We start from the raw sequence: 24,303 nt of genomic DNA, 5'->3' as shown, positions 1-24,303 counted from the left end.
TTACGATTCTAAGGGTGACGTATCTTCGAGGGTTCGTTCCGCATCTAGCTTTTCCGAATCGGAAACCTGACTGGCCTCCGTGGACGCAATAATGCTCTCCCAATCCACAACTGTGGCCGGAATATCCTGCTCGCTCAGCGCATCGCTCCATTCGTTATCTCTTGGTTCCATACCTTAGATTCTCCTCCTCAACTTCACAGGTCCGAGTTTATTTTTTCCCAAGCTTCTCAAAAAATGCACCCGGCTAGAAAAGCCTTTCCTGCCTCATACTAACCCAAAGCAAATCAACTTAGATCAGGAGGTGTTTCTCATGCATACCGTTTGGAAAGGAGCCATCAGCTTCGGGCTTGTGCATGTTCCGGTTAAAATGTTCTCCGCTACGGAAGACAAGGACATTTCTCTGCGTTATATCCATAAGGAGTGTGGCAGCCCGCTGTCGTATGTACGCAAATGCCCGGTGTGTGACAAAGAGGTAGCTTGGGAAGAGATCGGTAAAGGATATGAGTATGAAAAAGGGAAGTTTGTGCTCTTCGACAAAGAGGAATTGGATCAACTATCCGACGAGACCAGTAAAAGCATCTCCATTCTCGACTTTGTAGACCTGACGGAGATCGATCCGATTTATTTTCAAAAAACCTATTATTTATCCCCGGATCAGGCAGGATCAAATGCTTATCGACTTCTTATGGAGGCCATGAAGCAGACAGGTAAAATTGGCATCGCCAAAATTTCAATCCGCTCAAAAAGCAGTCTGGCAGCGATCCGTGTGCTTGAGGATTGCCTTGCGATTGAGACCATTTTTTATCCCGATGAGGTGCGGCCGATCTCACAAGTGCCTGGTCTGCCCGAAGCAGGGACAGTGAACGATAAAGAGCTGGAAATGGCTAAGCTGCTGATCTCACAGCTATCCACTCCTTTTGATCCGGCAAAATATACCGATGATTATCGCCAGCGTATGCTTGATCTGATCTCACATAAAATTGCAGGCGAGGAATTTCATATCGCTCCTGCTAAACAGGAAAGCAATGTGATTGATCTAATGGCCGCCTTGCAGGCTAGTATTCAAGCTGTGCAGCATATTCCTTCAGACCCTGGTCCTTCATTAACAGGCAACACAAAAACCAAAACTAAAGCGGCTCCTGCTGCCAAAAGAAAAACAGCCAAGACCAAAACAACCGCCGCGGAACCTGCGGAGCAGCAAAACGAGGTCTCCGGGCCGACTCCAGTCATCACGCCAAAACCGAAACGCCGCAGCACGAAAAGCAAAACAACCGTATCTTAGGAGGCTCTGCGGATGAAGCTTCAGCCCATTATTCCTTTTGAACCTATACTGGCTGGGCAGCTTCCAGCAGGTGACCAGTGGATCGCACAAATTAAATGGGACGGCGTACGGATGTTGTCCTATTACGATGGAAGCACTACTCAGCTTATTAACAGACGTGGCAATTACCGTACCACGCAATATCCAGAACTTACTGATGTATCTGCTTACTGCAAGGCTGACTCCGTGATTCTTGATGGTGAGATTATCGCACTCAAGGACGGCAAACCCTCATTTCATGAGGTGATGCGGAGGGACAGTTTGAAAAATGGTTCCACGATTTCCGTCGTTAGGCATCAGGTTCCTGTCATTTATATGATATTTGATATTCTGTTTTATAATGGCCAATCGACGATGGATCAACCATTATTCTTGCGGCAGCAGCTGTTAAGTGACATTCTGCTGCCGCATCCCCATGTTCAAGCTGTGCCAAGTTATACCGATCCTACAGAACTCTTCGCCGCCACTCAGAACCAGGGCTTGGAAGGAATCGTCTGTAAGGACATCAACAGTACTTATGCTCCGGGCGGAAAAGATAAACGTTGGCAGAAACGCAAAATCAGTTCTGATATTACAGCTGTAGCCGGGGGTGTGACGTTCCGTGACGGTATCGTCAACGCACTACTTCTTGGTCTTTATGATGATAAAGGAAATTTGCATTATATCGGACATGCCGGTCCGGGAAAATTGACTGTGCAGGATAAACGCGACTTAACTGCGGAGGCACACCGCCTTAAGCTGGATCGGATGCCCTTTGCAGATGTTCCACAACGAGGTAAGGGTGCTTTTTGGATAAAGCCGGAGCTCGTCTTCAAAGTTCATTTTCTGGAATGGAACACCTCGGGCACTCTGCGTCAGCCTGTTACTCAAGCTAAAGTGAATCTTCCCCCGGAGGCATGCACAATGGAGCAAAAAGGATAAAAGAACGTCCTCCCAATCTGAAATGGGAGGACGTTTCTTATTGTGCTGTAAAACTTGTTACAAGGGCCTCAAGCTCTGCCTTTGTCTGCGCAGTATTTTTTGTACTCGTAAGTGTATAATCGACACTTCCATCAGCACTGGACCATACCAGCTGGACTTTAAGATCACCGTGATGAGGCCCAAAAACTGTGTAAATCGCCTCAACCCCGTTGAGGGTCAAGCTCTCATCCTGATCCCCAGGCAGCTGGGCCAAAGTCACCCCTTCCGGTAGCGTGTATGCAGGTGCAGATCTTAAATTCAACCTCTCTCCATTTCGTAGATAGGTGATAGAGGTTTCTGTATTGCTCCACTTCAAGCTTTGCGAAATCACCTTTTTACCACCAGCTTGGGCTTTAGCTTTTAACTGATCCCTAAGGGTTTTATACTCTGAGCTAAAAAACATTGGAATCACTGGATTTAAAACGACATCCTGTAACTTATAATCCTCTGGTAGAGAAGTAGGTATCAGGAGTGACTTCCCGCTTAATGAAAGTAACTTCTGCGCCGCTTCGTTTATAGAACTGAATCTATATGGCATATAGCTTATACTCAAGGTTTCATGTGGATTAGATTTCTTATCATTTACATACAGGATCTTAAGTTCGCCTGCTTGTAAGGGAACTGTATTTTCTTTGGCAATCAAAGCTTCAATCGTTGAAGATATGGGCGTATTCTGCTCAACGGGTGCGGTAGCTTTACTTTTATTATTACTCCCCGCAGGCACTGCGCCTGCTGTTCCACTCACCGCACTTATCAATACTAATAAGCTTAAGGCTGTAATCGCCGCGCTTTTCTTAATCATCATTATAATATCCTCCTTTAGCCCCTTGGTTATTTGATCATGGTTTTAGCTACCGCCAGCATTTCATTTGTCGTCAGCGTACTGGCCCGATTGTCTGAAAGGGTATATTGTATCGTGCCTGAGTTATCCAGCCATACTAGCTTTGTGTTAAAGCTTGCGTCTTTAGCGGAATCAGTTGTAAGTACTACTTTTCTGCCGTTGACCGTTAATTCTTTCTTAGATTCCGAAGCTCTTACAAAAGGTACCGCTCCTTCCGGAAGTTTGGATGGCGGCGACCCAGTTACAATGCTAAAATTGGCTTTTCCTTTCGCATACAGTTGCATAGACAAATTCGTCTGGTTCCAGCTGATGATTTTACTAAACAACTGTTTATTAGAATTACCAGCAACCGCTGCTGCCTTCAATTCCTGCTCTAGTTGCAAATACAGCTCTGAATCATTAGCTACAGCCGGTGGATAGATGATGGCTCTCGCCAGAGTGAAGCCTTTAGGAAGATTTCCGGGCTGCGGAATAGACGGACCCTTTAGCGCTTTAAACTTCGCAGCAAAGGATTTATAGTCTTTAAAAACAAACCCTTTGCCAGAGAAGCTGATCGCATCCTGTGGATTGGAGACTTTATCCCGTACGTAGTAGGCCAAAAGCGTACCTTCCTTCACTCCAGCTACGAGTGCCTGCAATTCCTTTTGGGTCTTCTGATCGGTTTGTGATGCAACCTGCGCTCCTGATGCCGCCGCAATTGTAAGAGACAAGCCGGGTACATCCACACCCCCGGCCACTCCTGTTCCTAGCAAGATTGCTGCAGAGAACGCGATAACTGTTTTTTTGAAATCATAATGGAGCTTCAATTTCTAACATCCTCTCCTTCAATAAGGTAAAAGTATTTTCACCCCTGTTTTTAACTACACTTCTATAACAATCCAACATTAGAAAAAGGGACATTTTCTCACAAAAAAGAGGCTGTCCCAAAAGCCATGAAATAGTTGCTTGGGACAGCCTCTTTTTTGTTCTTAACATTACAAGTGCCGCATCAAGTGATGCTCCTAATGATGCAATAAGTGAAGCACTTATAGAACAATTGGGGAATTTCTCCCTAAACTTCAGAGATTTCTGTTCATCGGACCTATAATTAGGGAAAACTTCCCTGAAATTCAGCCAATTCGGCAACGAATAAAGCAATTCTCCTGATTATTAGGGAGGAATTCCCTGATTTCGTTCATTTAGAGCAAATAGCGGCTATTTTCAGGGAGTTTTTCCCTAATTAGTTTAAAGCATTCTATACATTGCACAAACACAGAACGTATCGCCCATAGTCCACCGTCACATATACCACTAATTCCACAAATCATCTACTGCAAGCCGCACGAAAATCATACATAGCACATAGCACATCGCCCACCGCCCCAACCATTAACATAGAACACTACGCGTGGTATATCGTCACATGGCACAGTAAAATCCATTATTTCCCTATTCCATAAAAAGCTGCCTCCCAAGTAGAATTCACTACTTTTGAGACAGCTTCTCCTAATGTACAGTTAGAACAGTAGCTAGTGAATAAAACTGGTGGCAATCTTTTGCCATTGCTCACGAGTCAGTTTATTCTCCTGCTTGTCGCTCAGAGAAAGAACCATCTGGGTGGCTTCATCATACCAATACAATCGATTCTGAGAAGACCAAGCATTCTTCCCTTTTCCAGTACCCGCCGCGATAAATATTGCCTCTTTACCTGTACCTGTCACAGACCATTTTTCAGCAGTCTGGCCTTCCAAGATAGACACTTGCATGGTATAACCCTTAAAAACACTCTGCCTTAAGGATAGTGTAATTCTTTGATCTCCGTTGTGGTAGGTAACCTCAGCATTATCTATGGAATTTGCAGCTATCTTCTCCATAAACAAGTTTTGTCCAGTTTTATCGGTTGTAGCCTTTTTTTGAAATTGTTCAAGGATTTCTTCATATTCTGTGTCTAGCGACTTGTATAGGGGAGCTGCATTAAAAGTTCCTTGCTCGAATTCATAACCATCAGCTAACGAGGAAGGCAACCCTGGCCAGAAATCGCCAACCGTTTTTAATTCTTTTACGAAGTCTTGATATTTCGAATACACCGGCGAAATAAAAGCAAACTGCAATTGATTTCCATAGCCTAACCCTAACTCCAGCTTATTTAATTCAGCATCCTTCACATAATAAGCAGCCATTTCCCCAGTGTTTAAACGAGCAAGCACTTGCTCTTTATAAGTCATAGATAAGCTCTGATACTTCTCTATCGCAGGCGAGGTTGTCGGATCAGGCGTATTATTATGCACCGTCTTCACAACAGCCTTCCCTCCGCTGTTCACTAGTGTAATAATACCACCTTGGGGTTTTGAGATATCAATTGTAACCTGGCTACCTTGTTCCGATAAATCTCCATCAGCAGATAGCTGAAAAGCACCCAACCCGATAATCCCTAGCAATACAGCCGCGGAGACTCCTGTGAGCACTCTTTTTCTAAACCTAGACGGGTGTTGGGGCATCTCCTTTTGCTTCTGCATAATAGGATCTTCCGGTTCTGGGAACGGCTTCAGCTCGATAACGATGTTCGTCCTTTCACCGTCAATCCTATTCTGTTGTTCATGAATTGCTCTTACCCGCTTCATAACAGCTGCTTTTACATCCAGCTCTTCGCAGCTCCCTACCGCATCCATTTTCTTGATCATTTTCTCTTCAACAAAGCCTCGTTGCCGCACCATTCCGTTCCCCCTTTCTGAGCATTCAGCATTTTGCCAAGCTTCGTAATCGTTCGCCTGTATTTTTTCTTCACAGCATCAGTATTCTTATCCAGAATCTCCGCAATCTCCGGGAAGCTCTGTTCCTCAAAGATTCTAAGTACTAACAGGTTTCGCTCCTCTGTCTTCAGCTTCTCGAGGGCAAAAGTCAGATGTTCGTTAAATATGTAACGGTCCATCAACTGTTCCGGGCTTTCTGCAGGCGGATCTGGTTGAAAAAGCGCCATAAACTTTATTTGGCTTTGACGTTTGCGGATCAGACTGAGGCAATGATGGTAGGCAATTTTATATAGCCATGAAGAGAAGCTCGCGATAGGGCGGTATGTGCCTATATGCTGATATGCCTTTACCAGAATTTCCTGTACTGCATCCTCCGCTTCAGTACGGCTCCCAAGCAGCCGACAGCAATAGCGGTAAATCGGCTTTTGAAAAGCCTCGACGATCAAGACATAGGAATCTACCTCGCCTGACTTTACCCGAACAACAGTGTGCTCGATCCCGTCCAAAATCAGCAAACTCCCCTTTCTCATTAACGTATATCCTTATAAGTCTTATGATCATCCAAAAGGGACACTTTGGGAATATTTTTTTCATGAAAAGGAGCAGACTGACACATAATACCTTCATTCCTATCACAGAAGGGAGTTTCCCCGATGCCGGCAGCGATCAAAGGTACAATTACCATAGACGGAGAAGAAATCATCATCACTAACCCAGAGAAGCTGCTATGGCCTGAATGTGGCATTACCAAACGGATTTATCTGCAAAAGCTCGCTGCACTCTCTCCCTATCTGCTGCGTTATTGCCGAGACCGGTTGCTTACCGTCATTCGTTATCCGCACGGCATCACTGGAATGTCCTTTTATCAGAAAAATGCGCCTGATCCGCTTCCGGCCTTTGTCCAAACCGCTGTACACGAGAATATTAACTATATCAAGCTGCAAGGTTTACCTGAGCTGATCTGGCTGGGGAATCTGGCTGCTTTGGAATTCCACCCTTCCCTGCATTATGTAGGCAGCGAGCTGCCCTGTGAGTGGATGATTGATCTTGATCCGTCACTTGAGATCGAACCTCGTATCATGGAAGCAACTGCGATCGTTGGGGCGGTCTTAACCTCTCTTGGCCTCTCCTCTGTACCCAAAACCTCCGGTGCTACCGGGGTGCAAATCATCGTCCCTATCGAGACTGGCGTTACTTTTGATGGATTGCGGAAAATCGGGCATTTTGTGGGTCGTTATGTCACCGAAAAGCATCCCAACCTGTTCACCCTGGAACGTCTAAAAAAGAATCGCGGAGATAAAATTTATTTTGACTACCTCCAGCATTATAGCGGCAAAACATTAGCTGCACCTTACACACCACGTGCAAGACCACTTGCTACAGTTTCTACACCCTTGCTATGGGAGGAGGTTCAGCAAAATGTATCTCCCTCTAATTTTCATCTGCTTAATATCGAGGAACGCCTTCAGCGTATGGGAGATCTTTTAGAGAAAGTGCCCCCACAGCCCGTTGAACAGCTCATTGCTAAGCTCCCATAAAGGAGCAATCCCATAGAAAAAAGACCCTAAAAACAGCAATAAGCCCGCAGCATCAACTACATGCTACGAGCTTATTTGGCGTCCCACTCAAGGACAGAAGGTATACTATATAAGAATACGGCAGGCCGAGCTTTGTTCACCGTATTTATTGCTTTTTTATCCGTAAAAATACCTTCTTTCAGTTAATGATACTTAAGAGCTACGCTAGTGGATGGATTTCTTCTTGAAGCGGCCACCTTTAACATCATGGATGTTACCTATTGCGATGAATGCATCAGAATCCCAATCTTCAACAATGGTTTTAAGCTTAGCTTCTTCCAGACGGGTGATAACTACAAAGATCACTTTCTTGTTCTCACCGGAAAATCCGCCTTCTCCATCTAAATAAGTAACACCACGTCCAAGACGCTCTGTCAGAGCTTCCCCGATATCGCGGAATTTATCACTGATAATCCATACTGATTTCGATTGATCCAGACCCTCAAGGGTGATGTCAATAACCTTAAATGCAATATAATAAGCAATCAGGGAGAACATCGCGTTATTCCAACCGAACACAAATCCAGCTCCGGACAAGATGAACAGGTTGAAGAACATAACTACTTCACCTACAGAGAAGGGAAGCTTCTTGGCTACCAAAATCGCAACAATTTCTGTACCGTCTAGAGATCCCCCGAAACGTACAACCAATCCAACACCTACACCTAGAATGATACCGCCAAACACGGCAGCAAGCATCGGTTCAACTGTAAAGGCCTCTACATGATGCAGCATTGAAGTGCCGATAGACATAAGTAAAATCGCATATAAGGTAGATAAGGCAAATGTCTTACCGATTTGCTTATAACCGATTAACAGGAACGGAAGGTTGAGCAGTGTCAATAATATACCCAGAGGAATGTCAAATAAATGTGATAAAATAATGGAGATACCGGTAATCCCGCCATCAATCATTTGATTAGGTACTAGGAATATCTCAAGTGCAACAGCCATCATGGCGGCCCCTACGGATAACATGATCATACGCTGCGCGAACTTAGCCATTTTATGGGCACCGGTCTTCTGCAGTTTGTTCTGCTCCTCTTTGGTAAACATTTGTGGACTCACATTCATAGAACTCCCCCTACAATTTAACAGTATAGTTTTGAAACATTCGGAAGTATAACTACAATCTATACTTTCTTACATTTCTTCTTATACAATTATTATATCACAAAATATGCTCTAATAATGAATGGAACACGTACTATCCTTCGAAAAATTCAGATTTAGTCCTCTTTCCGGTCATAACAGCGGTGATAACAACTGACATAGCCCTTCACCGAGTTTGACAATTCTCCCTCTCTCCTTAAATTTTACAGGATCAATGAATTCACTGTTCTTTTGATCCTTTTCAAACCCCGCGACTAGCTCTGCTATCGTCTCAGGATGCAGCAAAACCGCTGTCATTTCGAAATTAGAATAGAAGCTGCGCATATCCAGATTCGCACTTCCCACCGTACCCAGCAGATCATCCACAATCATGACTTTGGCATGCATAAATCCTTTGGTGTAGCGATAGAACTTCACGCCTGCATCTTGTAAATTCTCCAGATAAGACAAAGAAGCATGATAAACAAGCTTATTATCAGGCTTCGCCGGAATGATGATTCTAACATCCACTCCACGAAGGACTGCACTCTTCAAAGCACGACAAATCGCAGGATCCGGAATAAAATACGGTGAAGTAATCCAGATCCGTTCCCTAGCAGAGCAAAAAGCGGCAAAATACATCTCCTGAGAAGCATCAATCGCAGCATCCGGTCCACTTCCTACAATCTGCACGGCCTCTTGCTCCTTGCAAGAGTGCTCAGGGAACAAACGAGGATGACTCATACCTTCACCAGAGGCCAGTCTCCAATCCTTCAGGAAGACATACTGAATATAATAAACAGAATCTCCTTCTAAACGCAGATGGGTATCGCGCCAGTAACCCATCTTGGCGTCCTTTCCTAAGTAATCATCACCGATATTCATTCCCCCCGTAAAACCAATCAATCCGTCCACCACTAGGATCTTCCGATGATTGCGGAAATTAAACCGACGATCCAGTAAAGAACTAATCGGAGGTAAAAAAAAGTGGAACTCCACCCCGGCATTTCTCAGGGTTCGAATAAACCTACGGCTTAATCGATGACTGCCCAGTCCATCACAAAGCAAACGCACCTTTACTCCCTGCCGCGCCTTTCGAATCATAACGTCCTGAAACTGTTCTCCGATCTCATCATCACGATAAATATAAAATTGCATGTGGATATGTTCTTTTGCCTCTTCCATGGCTTCCAGCATAGCGTCGTAAGCTTCTCTTGCAGTTGACAGCACTCTGCTTTTGTTATGGCCTGTAATAGGCCCTTCCGAGAGCTTTGCAAGCAAAACCAATAAACCCTCGTTATTCTCAAACTGAGCGTTTCCAGTATCCGACGCTTGTTTTACTACCTTAATCTTACCAGTGACATACGAACGGATTTCCCGGAAGAGTGAAGTACATCTTTTGTTCAATTTTCTATTCTGTCTGTAGTCACGACCTAGAAAATAATAGAATGCCAGACCGAGCGGTGGACAACAGAAGGAAATAAACAACCATGCTATAGCCCTTTGCGGGCGTCGGTACTCCAGAAATACAATCAATGCAATCTGTATGATAAAAAGAATTAGAATTATCGCGAAAATCTTCAATTCTCTACCCCCTCAATTAATAAAAACAGATGCAATAGACTCTCTGCGATGACTCTAGTACAGGTTTTGCCGTAACTCTCCTTCTTTATTCAAACAAACCGTTGTCATGTTCCTGAAAGATATGGAATACATAGAGTAGTAGGACAATTCGGATGAGCCTAATGGAAGAAAAATCGTTAGCCTCAGGTATCGCAAGCGGCTGCCATAAGCCGCAGAAAGGAGAAGCCATGAAGAGTCAGCCAGATCATAAACGGATTACGCTGCTTGTCGTAAGGGATGCCGGACGTCCAGTCAAACAGCTCCACATCTCCAAACCGCTAGCGTTCGCCTTACCGGCAGCAGCAGCCCTGTCTATCTCCAGTCTGGTCACCTCTATGCATTTCCATGCCTCTCAGTCCATCTCACAGCTAGAAGCCGAGGCAGCCGCACTATCGCTAACCAATCTCCGCATGGAAATGAAGGTCGCCGACAAGGATAAAGATTTAACACAGCTTCGTAGCCAGGTCAGCGAACTTTCGGAAGAGGCAGATAACATTAAAGACAAGCTGAAGAGTGTAAATGCACTGGAACAGGAGCTGCAAGCATTGATTAACAAAAGCAAAGGTGCTGCTGCCGCTACAGACACGAATGAATCCCAACCGGAGAAACCCGCAACAGAAAAATCAAAAGCTGGATCGGCCACTTCAAATTCAACATTAGGTTTATCGAACCGTCTTTCTTCTCCTGTTCCTAAAGAGACTTCCTTTAAGCAGAGTACTGAAGAGAACTCATCTTCCACTTCTCTATCCGCCATAAGTTTCCGCTTTGGGGCCATCACCGCAGCCCTTCCAAAAACACTCACCCCGCAGGTTGGTGGAGAATACATCGCGGTGTATCAGAACGACGCTACGAGCTTGGTGGAAGAAACTAAGGATGACTTTGAGGAGATTCACGGGATGCTTGATGAAATGGTGGAAAGTATCACACAGACGATCACACAGGCAGAGCATGAGAATAACGTACAGGCAAATCTGCAAGCTCAAAAGGCCCGTGCAGAAAAGGCTAAACTTAACGCTGTACCGCTCTGGCCTACCGAGTCCAAAGTCATTTCTTCAAGCTTCGGCTACCGCTCAGATCCATTCAAAGGTTTGTCTGCGTTCCATTCCGGTGTCGATATTGCTGGGAACATCGGTGATCCTGTATATGCTGCCTTAGATGGCGAGGTTATTACTGCGGAACAAATGGGCGCACGCGGAAAATACATCGTGATTAAGCATTCAAATGGATTGGAAACCTGGTACATGCATTTGAACGGAATGATCGTATCTGCGGGAGACAAGGTTAGCAAAGGGCAGAAAATCGGCTTGCTTGGAAGCACTGGCCGAAGCACAGGTCCTCATCTTCATTTTCAGGTTGTGAAGCAGAATAAAACAGTCAACCCTTTGGCGTATGTCAAACCCTAAAGGGTTGCATTTAATTTCAAAATAGGAGGAATTTATAAATGTGGAACAAACGGCAGCAGCGTGTCCCCTTTAAATCTACCGATTCCCTAATTGGGCATGGAGGAACACTGGAGGGTAAGGTGCAATGTGATACAAACCTGCGGATTGAGGGTACCTTTAGCGGTGAGATTATTTGCAGTGGTGTCGTGACTGTAGGAGAAGAAGGAACAGTGCGCTCCAGTATTAAAGCGGAAGAAATCGTGATTGCCGGCAAAGTATACGGTGATGTTACGGCTGATCGCAGACTCATTATGACCGGAACCGGAGAATTGCATGGCAATATTTCAGCAGGAGCACTTAGCATTATGGAAGGCAGCCTCCTGAATGGCTCCATTGCCATGCAAGAACAGCCCACCTCTGAAAAAGCAGGTGAGCCCAAAAGTAATATGAAAAAGGACAAGGCAGCCAAGCGCTCCTCCAAAGCTCAAGGAACACTTGAAGCCGGCTAGACTTATTTCTATGAAGCAACGTCCCTTTTACGGAAGACAATCCAGGAAATGGCCAGGAATAGGATATAGTACACCGCTAATACAGCTATGGAGAAGCCAAGTGTTGAGCCCCCCGGACCCGTATCCGACAATAGGTAACCTCTTAGATCCATATGTGTGAAGATTAAGTATTGGGCCCATTCAAACCGTTCTGGACTAAAAATAACCGTAAAAATACTCTTGGCAAACATAATAAATAAGGATAATCCAATAGCCAGCCCACTTGCGCGGAATACGCTAGATACCATGAAAGCCAGAGCAGCAGTCAGGAAAAGCTCAATGTAACGACATAGGAGATCTAGGAAGGAATATTCCGCTGGACTCCAAGCCGTAATGGATGACATCGTATCTCCCGAAGATGAGGAGAAGATTAACGAAGCACCAAACCCAAAAGCAATCAATACTGCGGTGCTAAGCAAACTGAATAACAGCATGGAAATATATTTCGAGAGCAGGATCTTGGAGCGACTCCACGGGCGAATCAGCAGCAGCTTAATGGTTCCCCAGGTAAATTCGCCCGCTACGGAGTCAGAAGCCACTACAACGGTAAAGATTGTATTCAAGAAGAACGCAATACTCACCGTCATCTGAAAGTTGTCCCAAAGCCCCATAAGCGATGAATCGCCTTCGCTTGTGAAATAAATAAGCGCAGGAAGCAGCACGCTCATCACTGCAAGAATAAGCAGCATAATCCATGTGCGGACACGGCTGTATATTTTGATATTCTCATTATGTATGAGAGCTGTAAACTCACCCAATTCCTTCACCTCCTGTAACCTCTAAGAATTGATCCTCCAGCGTACGGGCAAGGGTTCTGATGTTATACACCTTAATCCCACCTGCCACTAGCTTGGCATTTAATTCTGCAATCTCCTCACGCTCTGCCTCAAGCACAAGTCCCCCACTCTTAAATACTCCACGTCCAATGAGGGCTAACGCAGCCTCAGCATTATCAACCTCGAACAAGGTTTCTCCCAGAGGCATTACAGTATTGCCTACCCCTTTCAGCTGCTTCACATCCACCAGTCGTCCATTTTGGATAATCGCAACGCTGTCACACATGAGCTCCATCTCGGAAAGTAAATGACTGGAGACGAATACAGTTGTTCCTTCTTCCTGACATAAACGGCGTAAATAGTCTCGGAGCTCGCGTATCCCTTGTGGGTCCAGCCCGTTGGTTGGCTCATCTAGAATCAGCAGCTTGGGTCTGTGCAGCAGTGCTTGAGCCACTCCCAGCCTCTGACGCATACCTAGCGAATAGGTCTTAACTTTGTCATGAATTCTTTGACCTAGTCCGACTAGCTCGACAACCTCATCTATCCGTTGCTTTGTTACCCCTGGCACCATCCGTGCATATTGGCGCAGATTCTGATAACCGGTGAGGAACTTGTACATCTCTGGATTTTCTACAATGGCCCCTATATTTGCGATAGCCTCTTCAAAATGGTTTTTAATACTACGGCCACAGATCAAGATGTCTCCACGACTAATGGAAATCAATCCTACCATCATCCGTATTGTAGTAGTCTTACCTGCTCCGTTGGGTCCCAAAAAACCGAAGATTTGTCCAGGCGGGATGTCCAGCGTTAAATCGCTCACCAGCGTTTTCGAGCCGATTTTTTTGGTGACTCCCTGCAGGCGGGCAACAGGCTCCATCAATATTTCTGTATTCGACATAGTCTCACTTCCTTTCATCTATAACCTAGTTTACCACATATACCCTTTTTTCCGAAAATCACTAGAGGATAAGAGTCTGCCAGTTAAAAAAGGAACCTGACTTCTCCGGTATTAGGAAGAGTCAGGTCCCCTTATTCATTTAGTTCCTATTTCATTCAAGAACAACAGTTTAACCGCCAACACGGGCAAGCTCGCGCATATTTGCTTCAAATGCAGCCATCAACGCAGCTTCTCCGGTCAATCCGGTTTGTTCTACCTTGCGAATTTGCTCCATCATCCGTTTGTAATCCTTCGGAATGACACGAACGAAGTTCGGCAAGCTATCTGCCCACTGATTCAGTACTCGTGCGCCAGCCGCACTACCTGTAAGCTCGGTATGGCGGATAATCAGCTCACGCAGCTCTTCGATCTCCTCAGACTCTTCCACTCTCTCGAGCAGTACCATTTCGAGATTGCAGCGGCCGATGAAGGTTCTATCTGGGTCGTAGACATAAGCGATACCGCCTGACATCCCTGCCGCAAAGTTACGGCCAGTTTCACCAAGGACAACCACTCGGCCTCCAGTCATGTATTCACAGCCATGGTCACCCACGCCTTCTACAACAACCTTCGCTCCGGAGTTACGGACGGCAAAACGTTCACCAGCGATACCGTTAATATAAGCTTCTCCACCTGTTGCACCGTAGAATGCAGTATTTCCGATAATGATATTGTCCTCAGCAGCAAAGGTAGCTTTCGGAGATGGCTTGATAATAATCTTACCACCCGACAATCCTTTACCTACATAGTCATTGGAATCTCCTTCCACCGTAAGCGTGATTCCCTTAGGCACGAATGCACCCAAGCTTTGACCAGCAGAACCGGTGAAATGAAGCCGAATCGTATCATCCGGCAAACCTGCGGCCCCATACTTGCGGGTCAGCTCGCTGCCAAGGATAGTTCCGACGGCACGATTAACGTTCGTGATTGGCAGTGATGCCTCAACAGCCGTACCTGATTCCAGTGCAGGTGCTGCCAGGTCGAGCAGCTGCGAAACATCCAGTGTCTCTTCCAGACCATGATTCTGGTATTTACTGCGGAAGCGTGTGCTTCCTTCCGGTAATTCCGGTGTATGCAGCAGGCTGCTCAAATCTATGCCTTTCTTCTTCCAATGCTTCGACGCCTGAGTTGCGTCTAGACAATCGGTACGGCCTACCATCTCTTCAATTGTACGGAAGCCGAGACTTGCCATAATTTCACGTAGATCCTGTGCCACGAAGGTCATAAAGTTAACTACATGCTGCGGATCACCGGTAAAATTCTTACGAAGATCCGGATTCTGTGTAGCTACACCAACCGGACAAGTATCCATTTGGCAGACACGCATCATTATACAGCCAACAGATACTAGCGGAGCAGTGGCAAAACCATACTCTTCGGCCCCAAGCAATACAGCTACAGCCAAATCGCGGCCGCTTAGCATTTTACCATCTGTTTCCAGAACTACACGGTCACGCAGATTGTTGAGCATCAATGTCTGATGGGTTTCAGCCAAGCCAAGCTCCCACGGAAGACCCGCATGACGAATGGAGTTCATCGGCGATGCCCCTGTACCTCCATCATAGCCACTAACCAAGATAATATCAGCGCGCCCTTTGGCTACACCCGCAGCAATCGTACCCACTCCAACTTCCGATACGAGCTTAACATTAATGTTTGCACGTGGATTTGCATTTTTCAGATCATAGATCAGCTCTGCCAAATCCTCGATAGAGTAAATATCATGATGCGGTGGAGGTGAGATCAGACCGACACCTGCTGTTGAGCCACGTACTTCAGCGACCCAAGGATAAACTTTACGTCCCGGAAGCTGTCCACCTTCCCCTGGTTTAGCACCCTGAGCCATTTTAATCTGGATCTCATCAGCGTTAACTAGGTAGTTCGAGGTAACACCAAAACGTCCAGAAGCTACTTGTTTAATCGCACTGCGACGTGAATCACCATTGCTATCCGGAATATAGCGGGCTGGATCTTCGCCACCTTCACCTGTATTACTCTTACCACCGATACGGTTCATCGCAATGGCCAGTGTCTCATGTGCTTCCTTACTAATGGAACCAAAGGACATTGCACCCGTCTTAAACCGTTTCATAATGGACGATGCAGATTCTACTTCTTCCAGTGGAATCGGTTCATAGGCTGACTTGAATTGCAACAAGGAACGAAGCGTCAATTGTTTCTCGCTTTCTCCTTGAACAAGGGCAGCATATTTCTTGTACATATCATAATTCCCGCTACGCACAGAGTGCTGAAGCAGATGAATCGTCTGTGGATTGAATAGATGCTCTTCCCCATCATTACGCCATTGATAATCGCCACCGGAGTCAAGCACCTTATCATTTCCGTCTTTTTCTGTAAAAGCACGGTTATGATGGATAAGCGCCTCAGTTGCCACTTCCTCCAGGCCAATCCCCCCAATCCGGGAAGGTGTCCAAGTAAAGTAACGATCCACGAACTCAGAGTTCAGACCCACAGCTTCAAAAATCTGCGCACCGCGGTAAGATTGAATCGTCGAAATTCCCATTTTGGAAAGAATCTTAACTACGCTCTTAGTCGCAGCTTTAATATAGTTCTTCACTGCTTTTTCATGCGAGATTCCCCGCAATAAGCCTTGGCCGATCATGTCATCCAAGCTTTCAAAAGCCAGATAAGGATTTACTGCACTCACACCATAACCGAGCAGCAACGCATAATGATGGACTTCACGTGGTTCACCGGATTCCAGCAAAATACTAACCTTCGTCCGTGTTCCTTGGCGGATCAAATGGTGATGCAGACTCGATACCGCAAGCAGAGCTGGAATCGCAGCATTCTCACTGTCCACACCGCGGTCAGTCAGAATCAGAATGTTATGCCCTTTAGCCATAACACGGTCAGCAGCCTCGTTCATGCGCTCAAGCGCGATGCGTAATCCTTCTGCCCCAAGCTCAGCCGGGAAAAGAATTGGAATAGACATCGATTTGAAGCCTGCACGGCGAACATGGCGAATCTTAGCAAAATCTTCGTTCGAAAGAATTGGCGTTTGCAGCGAGATCTGGCGGCAGCTTTCCGGTTCCGGTTTAAGCAAATTACGCTCTGGTCCAATCGTAGTCGTTGTGGATGTAACCAGCTCTTCACGAATGGCATCGATGGGTGGATTCGTTACCTGAGCAAACATTTGTTTGAAATAGTTATAGAGACGTTGCGGGCGGTCCGAAAATACGGCGAGTGGAGCATCATAACCCATGGAACCGACAGCTTCAGCACCAGTAGATGCCATTGGCTCAAGCACCTTGCGCAAGTCTTCAAAAGTATAGCCGAAAGCCTGCTGTAGCTGTTGTACATTGTCATGCTTAGGATTTGGCAGTTCAGGTGCATCCGGAAGCTCATCAAGACTGATCAAATGCTCATCCAGCCACTGGCGATAAGGCTTCTCAGAGGCGATAGCCGATTTAACTTCCTCATCAGAGATAATGCGGCCTTCCTTCGTATCCACAAGCAGCATGCGGCCAGGTTTCAGGCGGTCTTTATATAAGATGTCCTCTGCTGGAATGTCCAGTACACCGGCTTCTGAGGATAAAATAATCATATCGTCTTTCGTTACATAATAACGAGCAGGACGCAGGCCGTTACGGTCCAGAATAGCGCCGATTTGTATCCCATCGGTAAAGCCCATTGCAGCAGGCCCGTCCCATGGCTCCATTAGAGTACTGTGGTATTCATAAAATGCTTTTTTATCAGCATCCATACTATCATGATTGCTCCATGGTTCAGGAACCATCATCATGGCTACCTGTGGCAGGGAGCGTCCGCTCAAATAGAGAAACTCAAAGGTGTTATCGAACATTGCAGTGTCCGATCCATCCGGGTTAATAACAGGCTTGATCTTGTTCAGATCTTCACCAAACACTTCGCTCTTAAACAATGACTGGCGCGCATGCATCCAGTTCACATTACCACGCAAGGTGTTGATCTCACCGTTGTGGATCATAAAGCGGTAGGGATGCGCACGTTCCCAGCTTGGGAAGGTGTTCGTGCTGAAACGGGAGTGAACTAACGCGATCGCTGATTCCAGCTCTTCGTTCTGCAAATCCAGGTAGAATTGTCCGACTTGTTCTGTAGTCAGCATGCCTTTGTATACAATCTTACGGCACGACAAGCTTGGAATATAGAAGGATTCATCCTCTTCTGCACCACCGTAACGAATGGCAAGCTCTGCACGTTTGCGGATTACATAAAGCTTACGTTCAAAAGACAACTCATTCGTGACCGAAGCCGAGCGGCCGATAAATACTTGACGCACAAAAGGCTTAGCAGCTTTCGCTGTCTTGCCAAGCATTTCATCATAGGTAGGCACATCACGATAGCCGAGTACTATTTGACCTTCTTCAGCAATAATATTGCTTAAGAGAGCTTCATGCTGCGCCCGAACTTCTTCGTTATGAGATAAAAAGATCATGCCCACGCCATAATGGCCTTGTTCCGGCAAAGCAAAGCCTAGCTTCTGAGCTTCGCTTGCAAAGAAACGGTGCGGAATTTGAAGCATGATACCTGCTCCGTCACCAGAGTTGGGTTCGCTACCTTGGCCTCCCCGATGCTCCATATTAAAGAGCATTGTCAAAGCATTACTTACGATATTGTGAGACGGTGTGCCTTTAATATGAGCTACAAATCCCATGCCGCAAGCATCTTTTTCGAACTGGGGATCATACAGGCCCTGTTTTACGGGCAGTTCAGTGTGTTTCATCGAACGCAACCTTTCTATTATAAAGTATGCAATGTGTTAGGAAAATTTTTCACATGAAAATCTTAATAATTATTCAATCCAGATTAGTGCTATTATTTTATCACCGAGGTATCATCAGCGCAATTTAAACTTTTTTATGATGCTGATTAACAATTGTTTTTGCATCACAGCTTTAGCGAGTAAAAGTTTAAAAAAACTTCATGTTGCATAATTATACATAAATAACGCATAAGTGCATATGCAATGAAAGCGTTACAAGATTTTTCACTCCTTCTAATATGTTTGCAAGAAAAAGGGTTTTTATGATTTTAAATCAAAAAAAGCGTCTCCCAGAGGAGACGCTTTTTTATACTTTTTTTTCAAAAAATTTATCAGTTTATACAGTCAAAACTTGTTCACTATTCACTCCAACTTCATTCTCACGGCTACGTGTCATGAAGTAAGCGAAGGTAAGAGCAAGGAATCCAAGACCAAAGATTGCCAGGATACCTACATCTCCCCACATTGCACTGAAATCACCTGTAGAAATTACTGCTTTGAGACCACTAACTGTGTAAGTCATTGGAAGCAGTGGATTAAAGAATTTCATCCAGTCAGGGATCAATTCAAGTGGGAATGTTCCGGCACTAGTTGTTAATTGGAAAATCAGAATAACGATAACAACGAAACGTCCCGGTTGATCCATCCAAGTAACAATCGCTTGAACTACCCATGTGTAAACTAAGCTTGTTAAGAATGTAAATACGAAGAATAGCGGTTTACTTTGTACTTCCAGTCCAAGTCCGTACAATACAACCACAGCAGCCAGCATAGACTGGATGAAGCTCATGATTGTGAAGGTAAGCGTACGGCTGATGAAACGGTTCATACGGCTAGCACCAAGGACAGCCGAATCACGCATTGGAATAACAATTGTTGAAATCAAAGCACCTACAAACAATCCAAGGGATAGGAAGTAAGGAGCAAAACCTGTACCATAGTTCGGAACATGATTCACAACTTTATCCTCAACCACAACTGGTTGTGCGAACATTTCCATCATTGCATCTGTTTTGTTCACACTGCCTGTTTTTTCAGCAGCATCGCCAAGCTTAGTTGCCAGTTCTGTTGATCCAGATTTCAGATCATCCATACCATCTTTCAGCTCGCCTGCGCCATCAGCCAGTTTTTTCGAACCATCTGCTACCGCACTGATACCGGAACCTAGTTCGCCTACACCGCTAAGCAGTTTTGAGGTACCATCACCAAGTGCTTTACCGCCTTCAGCCAGCTTGCTGCCTCCAGCTGCAGCTTCTTTAAGCTTCGCACCAAATTGTTGCATTCCTGCATTCAGCTTATCGCCACCAGCTACAAGTGCAGATGCGCCTTGTGCCAGTTTTTGTTGTCCTGTCAACAGTTGTGTGCTACCAGCATTTAATTGCTTAGCTCCATCATGCAACTGAGTTACACCAGCAGCTACCTGCTGTGAACCCGAGTGCAGTTGAGTTGCACCTTGTGCCAGTTGCTCTTGCCCACTGTGGAGTGCAGTAGCACCCTGTGCCAGCTGCTCTTGGCTTTGTTGCAGTTGCTCACTGCCTTGTGCCACGGCTGCACTAGCTGCCAGCAGCTTCTGTACCGCTGGATTTTGTGCCAGCTCAGGACTAGCCTGTGCCAATTGCTCCAATCCTTGAGCTACCGCTTTAGCGCCCTCAGTTACCTTCGTGCTGCCTGCGGCGGAAGCTTGCAAACCCGCTTCCAGTTTCGCGCTGCCATCTACGGAAGAAGTTAAGCCCGCCTCCAGCTTCGCGCTGCCATCAACTAAAGATTGTGTTCCTGCTTGTAGTTTAGAAGTACCATCCACAGCAGACTGTGTTCCCGCCTGAAGCTGTGTAGCACCTGTTACAGCTTGTTTCAAGCCGTCACTAAGTTGCTTACTGCCGGCAGAACTTTGTGCAACACCGTCTTGAAGTTGCGTATGTGCAGTAGACAATTGTTGCAATCCGCTTGCCAACGTGGTTGATCCTGTTTTAAGCGCCGTAGCACCTGCATTCAAATCAGTCACGCCTTGTGTAAGGGGTTCTACACCATTTTGAAGTTTACCTGTACCATCTGTCAGTACAAGTAGATTATCTTTCAGCTTCAAGGCTCCGTCATCTAGCTTACCAGCGCCATCAGCGATCTTGGAAGCACCATCTCCGGCTTCGCCCAATCCATCAGATACTTCTGTAATCTGATTGAATACAGACTCCACATAAGCTTCTGTTACTTTAGCAGATACTTTATTTTTAATTTCTGCTACAGCCGTACCACCGATCTGACCAGCCAAGAAGTTATAACCTTCATTTGGCTCATAAATAATTTTTGCCGGCTGTGGTTCATCATCCATAAGAGTAGTAGCTTTGGCAGAAAAGTCTTCCGGAACAATGATCGACATATAATAAGTATTGTCCTTCATTCCTGCTTCCGCTTCTTCAAGGGAAACGAAGTTCCACTGGAAGCCGTCGGTTACCTTCAACTCTTCTATAAGATCATTACCGGCTTGTAGTTGCTTGCCTTCATAATTAGCGCCGACATCCTGGTTGACCACAGCAACCGGAAGTTCATTCATCTTGCCATACGGATCCCAGAATGCCTTCAGGAAGAATCCGCTGTACATCACCGGAATAAATAGGATAGCAATCATTGGAATCAGCACCTTCGGATTTCTAAGGGCTGCGCCAAGATCCTTGGTAAATACGGATAATGATTTCATTCTGGTTCTCTCCTTATGAGCTTATGCTCTCTTTAAAATGCTTTGTTTGCGAAATATTACGTAACACTAAGTGACTGTTTTCCCCATTCGGTCAATTCAGGGTATAAAAAAATGCCTTGCGGCTCTTCTTCAATGCCTAATCATCTTGAGAATTGTTAAGGGAAAGCGAATCGAGTGATGCTGAGAACGCCATCCCTATCCTGAATCAACCCTTACTGTGCCAATCCTTCGGCGAGAAACAAATGAAAATACATCTTGATCTGTTCCTTGTCCAAGGGAGTATGTGTTTTATTCAGTTCAGCAGTCAATACAATATATAATCTGAACATGACTACCGAGACGATTTTGGGATCGCAAGGTTTGATTTCTCCCTGTTGGAGCGCTTGTTGCACCTCCCGTTCTAAATATTCTAAAACTACGTTCTCGATCTTCTCGAGTCCTTCTCCAGCCTGCGGCGTACCGAATTCGCGATTCTCCTGGGAAAGTTTTATGAATAGCTCCTGCTCACTTCGAAACTCAAGCAGAGCATCCAGCACACGATGCAAGTTATCAAAGAAAGGTCTGTCTCGCCTGATCTCCCGTTCAGCTATCGTCTTCATTTCCATCATCATATCGCGCAGGATCTCGTCAAACAATTGCTCTTTGTTTGTAAAAAAGGTGTAGATGGTTCCCTTACCGACATTTGCAATCTTAGCAACCTGATCCATTGTAGTTGCCTTATAGCCAAATAATGAAAAAGATTTCGCTGCGGCCTGAAGCACCTGCTGTCTTCGATCCACCACTGCCACCTGTGCACACTTCCTTTCTCCAGAAAATATCGTTCCCGCTGACTTCTGACCATTTTACTAATCCGGTCAATTGGTCATTCACTACTTTATCATGTTGTTTTCTAGTTTGCAATACTTTGGGCGAACCTTTTATTTTTTTATTTATTGCAGGGTTTTAACTTTCTATTTACGTCTTACTTGTATAATGTGAGTATAGTATAGATTTCCTAGTATAATTAGAAGAAGGAAAGCATCTCTATAGAAAAGGAAAGTAGCAGGTGAACTTATGCGAAAGAAAAGAGTACTGCTGTTTTCGGAAGGCTTCGGTACGGGCCACACAGGAGCAGCCTATGCTCTGGCCGAAGGAATAAAGCTGCTGAATCCGGATGTCCAGTGCCGAGTCATCGAGCTGGGGAAATTTCTTAACCCGACGGTCGCCCCTTGGATTCTTTCCGCTTACCGCAAAACAGTTAGCAGCCAGCCTAAGCTGGTCGGCATGATGTATAAGACACAATATCATAAATCATTGAACCCGTTGACTAAAATGGCGCTTCACCGGATTTTTTATACACATGCTTCACAGGTGATCGAACAGCTAAAGCCTGATTTGATTATCTGCACTCATCCCATTCCGGCTGCGGTCATTTCCAGACTAAAGCGTCGTGGATTAAATGTGCCTCTGTATACATTAATTACAGATTATGATGCACATGGGAGCTGGGTAAATTCCGAGGTCAATCGTTATCTCGTATCTACCCCACGTGTCAAATCCATTCTGACAGGCCGTGGGATCGCTCCAGAGCTAGTAACCGTGACTGGCATCCCAGTGCATCCAAAGTTCTGGGAACGCTCCAACAAGACGCTGCTGCGCAAGGAACTGGGATTGGCTGATATCCCAACCGTACTCATTATGGGTGGAGGTTGGGGGTTAATGTTCGGCAAAGAGATTATGCATTCCCTCACCGCCAGAATGGATGATATTCAGCTCGTCTTCTGTATGGGCAGTAATGAGAAGCTAATCGCCAAAATGAAGTCCAATCCACTGCTCAATCATCCCAATGTTAAAATTCTGGGATATAGCAGTGAAATCAATAAATTGATGGATGCCTCAGACCTGCTGATCACGAAGCCTGGAGGGATGACCTGCACAGAAGGTCAGGCCAAAGGAATTCCGATGCTTTTCTATAAAGCTATTCCAGGTCAGGAAGAGAAAAACTGCCAATATTTCGTAGAGCTTGGGCTGGCAGAGGTGCTCGACTCGGAAGTAGTGAACAAATGGTTCACTATGATGCTTCGTGAATATTCAGTTCTGGAAGAGCAACGCAGACGACGTCTCGCTCCAGATAAACATCAACCGCAAAGCTGTGCGACTACTGTTCTGAAGATGTTAGGTAACCCCGTAAGCGAAGCAACTGAAATCAGAGGCTCTAGAGCGCAAGCACGTAATGAAGAACCTGTATGTATTACACCTTAAAGAATAAGCAGGTAGTCAGGGAATTTCCCCCGGCTACCTGCTTTTTTTAATATAAATCGGATTGGTTTAAATTTCTACACTCTCACCAGCTTTAAGTGGGAAACCTTCCACTCCCTCTTGGTGCAGGCGATCGCAGAAATCAGCACCATCCTGAGCAATATCCGGAAATGTATTGTAATGTAGCGGGATCACCTTATCCGCCCGCAGCCAGCGTGCGGCCAGCAAGGCGTCATCCGGTCCCATGGTAAGCATATCGCCTATAGGCAGAGCTGCCAGGGCAATCGCATTCCTTTCTCCAATGAGGCGCAGATCACTGAATAGCGCGGTATCCCCCGCATGGAAAATCGTCTTGCCCTCAATCGTCAATAAAATCCCCGCGGGTTGTCCAGCATAAATCCAAGAGTCGCCCTCCTGAATGGATGAGGAATGAAATGCCTGCGTAAATTTCACAGTCATCCCGGCATAGGTATGACTACCACCTATATTCATGTGCTTTACCTGTGCACCCTTCACCCGGCAATATTCGGCAAGCTCAAACACCGCAAAGATCGGACAATCATTCTGCTTGGCAATTTCGACAGCATCTCCAAAATGGTCAGAGTGGCCGTGAGTAAGCAGAACGGCATCAACGGAAATATCGGCAGGTGAAATACCGGAGTTCGGATTGCCTGACAAAAAAGGGTCAATAATAACCTTCACGTTCCCCGTCTCTACCAGCAGAGCTGAATGTCCATAATAAGTGATTTTCATGGTTATCTTCCACCTCCAGATTCATATAGTTTAGTTTACCCTATATAGCGCTGAGGTTCATAGATC

The 24,303-nt window shown here is 45.6% G+C and carries 20 protein-coding genes; 6 read left to right on the top strand and 14 right to left on the bottom strand.

What is annotated here, in order from left to right:
* Positions 1-171 carry a hypothetical protein gene (locus NST25_RS04980; RefSeq protein WP_175617343.1) on the bottom strand — a complete coding sequence of 57 codons (171 nt, stop codon included), beginning with the start codon at positions 169-171 and terminating at the stop codon, positions 1-3.
* A gap of 139 nt (positions 172-310) precedes the next feature.
* Here NST25_RS04980 and NST25_RS04975 point away from each other — a divergent pair, with 139 nt between their 5' ends.
* Positions 311-1,282, top strand: a complete 972-nt coding sequence (locus NST25_RS04975; RefSeq protein ID WP_076185058.1) for a Ku protein — start codon at positions 311-313, stop codon at positions 1,280-1,282.
* 12 nt (positions 1,283-1,294) lie between these two features.
* Positions 1,295-2,242: a DNA ligase gene (locus NST25_RS04970; RefSeq protein ID WP_339281738.1), complete on the top strand. Its 948-nt coding sequence runs from the start codon at positions 1,295-1,297 to the stop codon at positions 2,240-2,242.
* A 37-nt stretch (positions 2,243-2,279) separates the two neighbouring features.
* Here the strand turns inward: NST25_RS04970 and NST25_RS04965 are convergent, their stop codons facing one another.
* The 5 genes from NST25_RS04965 to NST25_RS04945 all read right to left on the bottom strand — a co-directional run bounded on the left by NST25_RS04965 (position 2,280) and on the right by NST25_RS04945 (position 6,381).
* A complete protein-coding gene (locus NST25_RS04965) occupies positions 2,280-3,086 on the bottom strand; it encodes a hypothetical protein (protein WP_076194217.1) in 807 nt (268 codons plus the stop codon).
* Between the two features lie 26 nt (positions 3,087-3,112).
* Positions 3,113-3,928, bottom strand: a complete 816-nt coding sequence (locus tag NST25_RS04960) for a hypothetical protein (RefSeq protein ID WP_339189720.1) — start codon at positions 3,926-3,928, stop codon at positions 3,113-3,115.
* On the bottom strand, positions 3,912-4,247 hold the full coding sequence (locus NST25_RS04955) for a hypothetical protein (RefSeq protein WP_340393419.1): 336 nt from the start codon (positions 4,245-4,247) through the stop codon (positions 3,912-3,914). The genes NST25_RS04960 and NST25_RS04955 overlap by 17 nt, the downstream gene beginning before the upstream one ends.
* A 383-nt stretch (positions 4,248-4,630) precedes the next feature.
* Complete coding sequence (locus NST25_RS04950; RefSeq protein WP_340393418.1) at positions 4,631-5,815, bottom strand: hypothetical protein; 1,185 nt, start codon at positions 5,813-5,815, stop codon at positions 4,631-4,633.
* A complete protein-coding gene (locus NST25_RS04945) occupies positions 5,779-6,381 on the bottom strand; it encodes a sigma-70 family RNA polymerase sigma factor (protein ID WP_340393417.1) in 603 nt (200 codons plus the stop codon). Before NST25_RS04945 ends, NST25_RS04950 begins: the two co-directional genes overlap by 37 nt.
* A gap of 123 nt (positions 6,382-6,504) precedes the next feature.
* On the opposite strand from NST25_RS04945, the gene ligD reads away from it, so the two are divergent.
* The gene (ligD, locus tag NST25_RS04940) at positions 6,505-7,389 is read left to right on the top strand and encodes a non-homologous end-joining DNA ligase (protein WP_076305001.1); all 885 of its coding nucleotides are present in this window, start codon (positions 6,505-6,507) and stop codon (positions 7,387-7,389) included.
* Positions 7,390-7,593: 204 nt separating this feature from the next.
* Here ligD and NST25_RS04935 read toward each other — a convergent pair whose 3' ends face one another.
* Together NST25_RS04935 and cls are read right to left on the bottom strand one after the other, a co-directional pair.
* Positions 7,594-8,433 (bottom strand): YitT family protein, encoded by an 840-nt coding sequence (locus NST25_RS04935; RefSeq protein WP_248547977.1) that lies wholly within the window; start codon positions 8,431-8,433, stop codon positions 7,594-7,596.
* A gap of 240 nt (positions 8,434-8,673) precedes the next feature.
* Positions 8,674-10,104, bottom strand: a complete 1,431-nt coding sequence (gene cls / locus NST25_RS04930) for a cardiolipin synthase (RefSeq protein ID WP_076129238.1) — start codon at positions 10,102-10,104, stop codon at positions 8,674-8,676.
* A 161-nt stretch (positions 10,105-10,265) separates the two neighbouring features.
* On the opposite strand from cls, the gene NST25_RS04925 reads away from it, so the two are divergent.
* A complete protein-coding gene (locus tag NST25_RS04925) occupies positions 10,266-11,546 on the top strand; it encodes a peptidoglycan DD-metalloendopeptidase family protein (RefSeq protein ID WP_340393415.1) in 1,281 nt (426 codons plus the stop codon).
* A gap of 38 nt (positions 11,547-11,584) precedes the next feature.
* Positions 11,585-12,034, top strand: a complete 450-nt coding sequence (locus NST25_RS04920; RefSeq protein ID WP_038568928.1) for a polymer-forming cytoskeletal protein — start codon at positions 11,585-11,587, stop codon at positions 12,032-12,034.
* A gap of 8 nt (positions 12,035-12,042) precedes the next feature.
* On the opposite strand, the gene NST25_RS04915 is transcribed toward NST25_RS04920, so the two are convergent.
* The 5 genes from NST25_RS04915 to NST25_RS04895 form a co-directional block, all read right to left on the bottom strand.
* Positions 12,043-12,831: an ABC transporter permease gene (locus tag NST25_RS04915; protein WP_076129240.1), complete on the bottom strand. Its 789-nt coding sequence runs from the start codon at positions 12,829-12,831 to the stop codon at positions 12,043-12,045.
* Positions 12,824-13,750 (bottom strand): ABC transporter ATP-binding protein, encoded by a 927-nt coding sequence (locus NST25_RS04910; RefSeq protein ID WP_232061156.1) that lies wholly within the window; start codon positions 13,748-13,750, stop codon positions 12,824-12,826. Before NST25_RS04910 ends, NST25_RS04915 begins: the two co-directional genes overlap by 8 nt.
* A gap of 169 nt (positions 13,751-13,919) precedes the next feature.
* On the bottom strand, positions 13,920-18,515 hold the full coding sequence (gene gltB, locus NST25_RS04905; protein ID WP_076129241.1) for a glutamate synthase large subunit: 4,596 nt from the start codon (positions 18,513-18,515) through the stop codon (positions 13,920-13,922).
* A 376-nt stretch (positions 18,516-18,891) separates the two neighbouring features.
* Complete coding sequence (locus NST25_RS04900; RefSeq protein ID WP_076194207.1) at positions 18,892-21,246, bottom strand: YhgE/Pip domain-containing protein; 2,355 nt, start codon at positions 21,244-21,246, stop codon at positions 18,892-18,894.
* Positions 21,247-21,458: 212 nt separating this feature from the next.
* The gene (locus tag NST25_RS04895; protein ID WP_076129243.1) at positions 21,459-22,034 is read right to left on the bottom strand and encodes a TetR/AcrR family transcriptional regulator; all 576 of its coding nucleotides are present in this window, start codon (positions 22,032-22,034) and stop codon (positions 21,459-21,461) included.
* 265 nt (positions 22,035-22,299) lie between these two features.
* Between NST25_RS04895 and NST25_RS04890 the strand changes: the two genes are divergently transcribed.
* Positions 22,300-23,487, top strand: coding sequence for a glycosyltransferase (locus NST25_RS04890; protein ID WP_076129244.1), 1,188 nt, complete (start codon positions 22,300-22,302; stop codon positions 23,485-23,487).
* A gap of 66 nt (positions 23,488-23,553) precedes the next feature.
* Here the strand turns inward: NST25_RS04890 and NST25_RS04885 are convergent, their stop codons facing one another.
* Positions 23,554-24,237 carry a metal-dependent hydrolase gene (locus NST25_RS04885; RefSeq protein ID WP_340393414.1) on the bottom strand — a complete coding sequence of 228 codons (684 nt, stop codon included), beginning with the start codon at positions 24,235-24,237 and terminating at the stop codon, positions 23,554-23,556.
* Positions 24,238-24,303 lie beyond the last annotated feature (66 nt).

The sequence above is a fragment of the Paenibacillus sp. FSL E2-0190 genome, assembly GCF_037992965.1.
Classification (GTDB): domain Bacteria; phylum Bacillota; class Bacilli; order Paenibacillales; family Paenibacillaceae; genus Paenibacillus_AQ; species Paenibacillus_AQ odorifer.
Note: the sequence above shows the minus strand (reverse complement) of the source record. Positions and strands in the feature narration are given on the sequence as shown.

Bases quoted from the DNA above. Each gene is read 5' to 3' on its own strand.
- NST25_RS04980 (WP_175617343.1), bottom strand. From the start codon at position 171: ATGGAACCAAGAGATAACGAATGGAGCGATGCGCTGAGCGAGCAGGAT.
- NST25_RS04975 (WP_076185058.1), top strand. From the start codon at position 311: ATGCATACCGTTTGGAAAGGAGCCATCAGCTTCGGGCTTGTGCATGTT.
- NST25_RS04970 (WP_339281738.1), top strand. From the start codon at position 1,295: ATGAAGCTTCAGCCCATTATTCCTTTTGAACCTATACTGGCTGGGCAG.
- NST25_RS04965 (WP_076194217.1), bottom strand. From the start codon at position 3,086: ATGATGATTAAGAAAAGCGCGGCGATTACAGCCTTAAGCTTATTAGTA.
- NST25_RS04950 (WP_340393418.1), bottom strand. From the start codon at position 5,815: ATGGTGCGGCAACGAGGCTTTGTTGAAGAGAAAATGATCAAGAAAATG.
- NST25_RS04945 (WP_340393417.1), bottom strand. From the start codon at position 6,381: ATGAGAAAGGGGAGTTTGCTGATTTTGGACGGGATCGAGCACACTGTT.
- ligD (WP_076305001.1), top strand. From the start codon at position 6,505: ATGCCGGCAGCGATCAAAGGTACAATTACCATAGACGGAGAAGAAATC.
- NST25_RS04935 (WP_248547977.1), bottom strand. From the start codon at position 8,433: ATGGCTAAGTTCGCGCAGCGTATGATCATGTTATCCGTAGGGGCCGCC.
- NST25_RS04925 (WP_340393415.1), top strand. From the start codon at position 10,266: ATGGAAGAAAAATCGTTAGCCTCAGGTATCGCAAGCGGCTGCCATAAG.
- NST25_RS04920 (WP_038568928.1), top strand. From the start codon at position 11,585: ATGTGGAACAAACGGCAGCAGCGTGTCCCCTTTAAATCTACCGATTCC.
- NST25_RS04910 (WP_232061156.1), bottom strand. From the start codon at position 13,750: ATGTCGAATACAGAAATATTGATGGAGCCTGTTGCCCGCCTGCAGGGA.
- gltB (WP_076129241.1), bottom strand. From the start codon at position 18,515: ATGAAACACACTGAACTGCCCGTAAAACAGGGCCTGTATGATCCCCAG.
- NST25_RS04900 (WP_076194207.1), bottom strand. From the start codon at position 21,246: ATGAAATCATTATCCGTATTTACCAAGGATCTTGGCGCAGCCCTTAGA.
- NST25_RS04890 (WP_076129244.1), top strand. From the start codon at position 22,300: ATGCGAAAGAAAAGAGTACTGCTGTTTTCGGAAGGCTTCGGTACGGGC.
- NST25_RS04885 (WP_340393414.1), bottom strand. From the start codon at position 24,237: ATGAAAATCACTTATTATGGACATTCAGCTCTGCTGGTAGAGACGGGG.